The 3,788-nt window shown below is 59.4% G+C and carries 5 protein-coding genes; 4 read left to right on the forward strand and 1 reads right to left on the reverse strand.

The features are described from left to right. Nucleotides 1–246: phosphoenolpyruvate carboxykinase (ATP) (locus WBB85_RS01195; RefSeq protein ID WP_432636799.1), on the reverse strand; the 246-nt coding region annotated here is incomplete at its 3' end. Between the two features lie 373 nt (nucleotides 247–619). On the opposite strand from WBB85_RS01195, the gene WBB85_RS01200 reads away from it, so the two are divergent. The 4 genes from WBB85_RS01200 to WBB85_RS01215 all read left to right on the forward strand — a co-directional run. Further along, nucleotides 620–1,321 carry a response regulator transcription factor gene (locus WBB85_RS01200; protein WP_432636800.1) on the forward strand — a complete coding sequence of 234 codons (702 nt, stop codon included), beginning with the start codon at nucleotides 620–622 and terminating at the stop codon, nucleotides 1,319–1,321. Then, entirely contained in the window at nucleotides 1,318–3,048 is a 1,731-nt protein-coding gene (locus WBB85_RS01205) for a sensor N-terminal transmembrane domain-containing protein (RefSeq protein WP_432636801.1), read from the forward strand. Before WBB85_RS01200 ends, WBB85_RS01205 begins: the two co-directional genes overlap by 4 nt. Next, nucleotides 3,045–3,476 carry an HPr kinase/phosphorylase gene (locus WBB85_RS01210; RefSeq protein WP_432636802.1) on the forward strand — a complete coding sequence of 144 codons (432 nt, stop codon included), beginning with the start codon at nucleotides 3,045–3,047 and terminating at the stop codon, nucleotides 3,474–3,476. The genes WBB85_RS01205 and WBB85_RS01210 overlap by 4 nt, the downstream gene beginning before the upstream one ends. Beyond that, nucleotides 3,473–3,788 (forward strand): RNase adapter RapZ (locus WBB85_RS01215; RefSeq protein ID WP_432636803.1); only part of this gene is annotated, 316 nt, incomplete at its 3' end. The genes WBB85_RS01210 and WBB85_RS01215, both read left to right, overlap by 4 nt.

The following is a 3,788-nucleotide window of genomic DNA, read 5'->3' on the forward strand; positions in this document are numbered from 1 at the left end:
GTTGTTTTCCCACCAGATCGAATCCTCGACCGAGGGGGTGCGGACCACGAATTTGTCCTTGGGTGACCGGCCGGTATGTTTGCCGGTGGTGGCAAGGAAAGCGCCGCCTTTGCCCAATGTCCCTTCCCCGCGTTTCAGCGCAGCTTCGATCAGCGCCGGTTCGAGGAAGTTGTAATAGACGTTGCCGATCCCCGCGATGCCCTGATCTTCCAAGCGTTGCGAGGGGTTCACCCGTCCATTTGTCATATGCATGCTCCCGATGCCGTCGCGCGGCGGTTCATGGGTCAAATTACTGGTACCCCAGCCTGCCGGGGGTGCCGATCGGCCCCCGGACCGGGGCTGACACGGCCCCTATATCATGCCCGTAAAAGTTTGGAACAGAAGGCTTTGTTTCGGTTAGCGCCATCATCGCGGGTTTAGCGCAATCATGCAGGTCGGACCGGCGGCGAAATGGCAACGATGCGCGAAACTGCGGCAAATTGGTCAAATCTGCGTTTTAAATGACACCCCTGATTCGGATGGCGGGCGTGATTCGCACATATCGGTTGCTTCTGTGAAGCGTAAGATGGAATATGACAGGAAAACAAAGACATTCATGAGCAGTGCAAGGGATATGGACATGTCAAGGATCGCACTGGTTGACGATGACAGGAACATCCTGACGTCAGTCGCCATGACGCTCGAGGCCGAGGGGTTCGAGGTCGAAACATATAACGACGGTCAGTCTGCGTTGGACGCATTCAACAAGCGCCTGCCGGATATGGCGGTTCTGGACATCAAGATGCCGCGCATGGACGGAATGGATCTGCTTCAGCGCCTTCGGCAGAAGACATCTATGCCGGTCATCTTTCTGACCTCCAAGGACGATGAGATCGACGAGGTTCTGGGTCTGCGGATGGGGGCGGACGACTACGTCAAGAAACCCTTCTCGCAGCGGCTGCTGGTCGAACGCATCCGCGCGCTTCTGCGTCGTCAGGAAGCGATCGAGTCGGGCGAGGTCGCGACGACCGAGGAAACCAAGATCATGACGCGGGGCGCTCTCGTCATGGACCCGCTTCGGCACTCGGTCAGCTGGAAGGGCCGCGATGTGGCGCTGACGGTGACCGAGTTCCTGTTGTTGCAGGCCCTGGCCCAGCGGCCCGGTTTCGTCAAAAGCCGCGACCAGCTCATGGATGTGGCCTATGACGATCAGGTCTATGTCGATGACCGCACGATCGACAGCCACATCAAACGTCTGAGAAAAAAGATGCGTACAGTTGATGATGATTTCTCGGCTATCGAAACGCTGTATGGCATAGGATATCGTTACAACGAAGAATGAGCGTGACGCCGAGGATCGACTTGCGCGAGCAGTCTGACATACGTCGCGCGGATGTCGTCCTGGGCGAGGACTGGACCGCGCCGGAAGGGATCGTTGATTCCGAGCTTCGCGCAGGCCGCGAGCAGCGCGGATTCATTTCGCTCAACCGGTCGCCTCTGGCGCGAAAGATCATCACCTTCAATCTGATGGCGATGATCGTTCTCGTTGCCGGGGTGCTCTATCTCAATCCGTTTCGGGACAGCCTGGTTCTGCAGCGGGAAAGCGGGCTTGTCGCCGAGGCACAGCTGATCGCCAATGTCTTTGAGGCACAACTGCCGTACGAAGGCGCAGTGAACCTCGCCAGCAGTGACGGTATCGATACGCTGCGCACTGTTCAGCGGATCGAGCTGTCGGACGGGGCAGAACTGTTCATCTTCGACACGCTTGAAAATCTCGTCGTCTCAACAGTCGGGATGGAGCGGCCATCGATGGAGACAGTGGCCGGTCTGCGTCGTGACCCCCGTTCGACAGTGATCACCGACATTCTCAATTCGATTTGGGAAGGCATTGCCGGCCTCCTCGCGCCGGACACCGAACTCGACCCGATCCGTGGTGGTGAAGAGCTCGCGCGCGAACTGGTTGCAAGCGCGCTTGCCGGCGAAACGCAGATCCGGACGGGTCGCGATGTGTCAGGCCACGCGATTTTCACCGCCGCAACGCCGGTTCGGCGCGGTGACAACGTCATCGGCGTGGTCGCGATCACGTCGGTTGCGGGTGAGATCGATCAGCTCGTCCGGGTTGAGCGCGAGCAGGTGCTGCAGATGTTCGTGATCGCGATCATCGTGTCGATTGGCCTGTCGCTGGTGCTGGCCTCGACCATTGCCAACCCGCTCTCCGATCTGGCGGCCGCGGCCGAATTGGGGCGCGACAAGAACGCCCGCAAGATGAGCCCGAACCGCGTGCGCATCCCCGATCTGACGGCCCGCCCGGATGAAATCGGCCGCCTGTCCGGCGCCATGCGTGGCATGGTGACGGCCCTTTACGAACGCATTGAGGCCAACGAACAATTTGCAGCCGACGTCGCGCATGAGATCAAGAACCCGCTTGCCTCGCTCCGTTCTGCCGTCGGTACGATGCGGGTCGCCAAGCGTGAGGATCAACGGACCAAACTGCTTGACGTGATCGACCATGATGTTCGCCGCCTCGATCGTCTGGTCAGCGACATTTCCAACGCCTCGCGGCTCGACAGCGAACTGGTGAAGGAAGAGGAGGAAGAGTTCAACCTTCTCAAGATGCTGACCCATATCACTGAATATCTCGGCAACGACGCACGGGAAAAGGGTGTCGATTTCATTTCGGACCTACCAACGAACAACATCATCTTTACCGGACTGGAAGGTCGGCTGGCGCAGGTGTTCGTCAACCTCATTTCCAATGCGATTTCGTTCTGTCAGGAAGGCGACGCGGTTCGGGTCTGGGCGCGTAAACGCGAGAATCGGGTTCTGGTTGTGGTTGAGGATACCGGGCCAGGAATTCCCAATCAGGCGCTGCAGAAAATTTTCAAGCGTTTCTATTCCGAACGGCCGCCGGGCCAGTTCGGTGAACATTCCGGCCTTGGTCTGGCGATTTCGAAACAGATCGTCGAAGCCCATGGCGGCGTGATCTGGGCGGAAAACATCCGGCCGACGGATGCCGATATCACGTCGGAACCGCTTGGCGCGCGTTTCGTCGTGGGCCTGCCGGTGTGACCGGCGCTGCCGATTGCGTGAACCTGCATGGCAGTTGTGTTGCTCTGTCAGGGAAGGGGGTACTGATCCTTGGCCCGTCCGGCAGCGGCAAGTCTGCCCTTGCTTTGGCCCTGATGGCATATGGCTGCGATCTGGTCAGCGACGACCGGACGGATGTGACCTTGCGGGATGGCGTGCTTGAGGCAACAGCACCTGACACAATTCGGGGATGCATCGAGGCGCGCGGGGTCGGCCTTTTACCCGCCGCATCCGTAGACAGCGCGCGCTTGATCCTTGCGGTCGACCTGGCGCATTTGGAAAGCGCCCGCCTGCCGCAGTCCCGGCACTATTCCGTTTTGGGGGTCAACCTGCCGCTTCTTCACAGGATCGAGAGCATCCATTTCCCTGCCGCAGTTCTGCAATATCTTAAAGCAGGGCGAGCAGCATGACGGAGATAGGCATGGAAGAGGAAAAGCCGGTGGCGGGCGGTCAGCGGATTGTCCTCGTAACCGGCCCTTCGGGCGCGGGACGATCGACAGCGATCCATGCGCTGGAGGATCTTGGTTATGAAGTGATCGACAATCTTCCGTTCAGCCTGATCCCGCGCCTGATGGATGGCCCACCGCTTGGTCGGCCGGTCGCATTGGGCATTGATGTTCGCAACCGGGATTTTTCGGCCACCGCGCTGATTGAACTTATCGACCGGCTGACGCGCCTGCCCGAAGCGGCGCCGGAAGTACTTTACCTTGATTGTCAGCCCG

Origin of the sequence: Albidovulum sp. (genome assembly GCF_049646345.1) — a bacterium.
In the GTDB taxonomy this organism is placed as follows: domain Bacteria; phylum Pseudomonadota; class Alphaproteobacteria; order Rhodobacterales; family Rhodobacteraceae; genus Albidovulum.

Coding starts and splice junctions, on each gene's coding strand:
- WBB85_RS01200 (WP_432636800.1), top strand. CDS start 620: ATGTCAAGGATCGCACTGGTTGACGATGACAGGAACATCCTGACGTCA.
- WBB85_RS01205 (WP_432636801.1), top strand. CDS start 1,318: ATGAGCGTGACGCCGAGGATCGACTTGCGCGAGCAGTCTGACATACGT.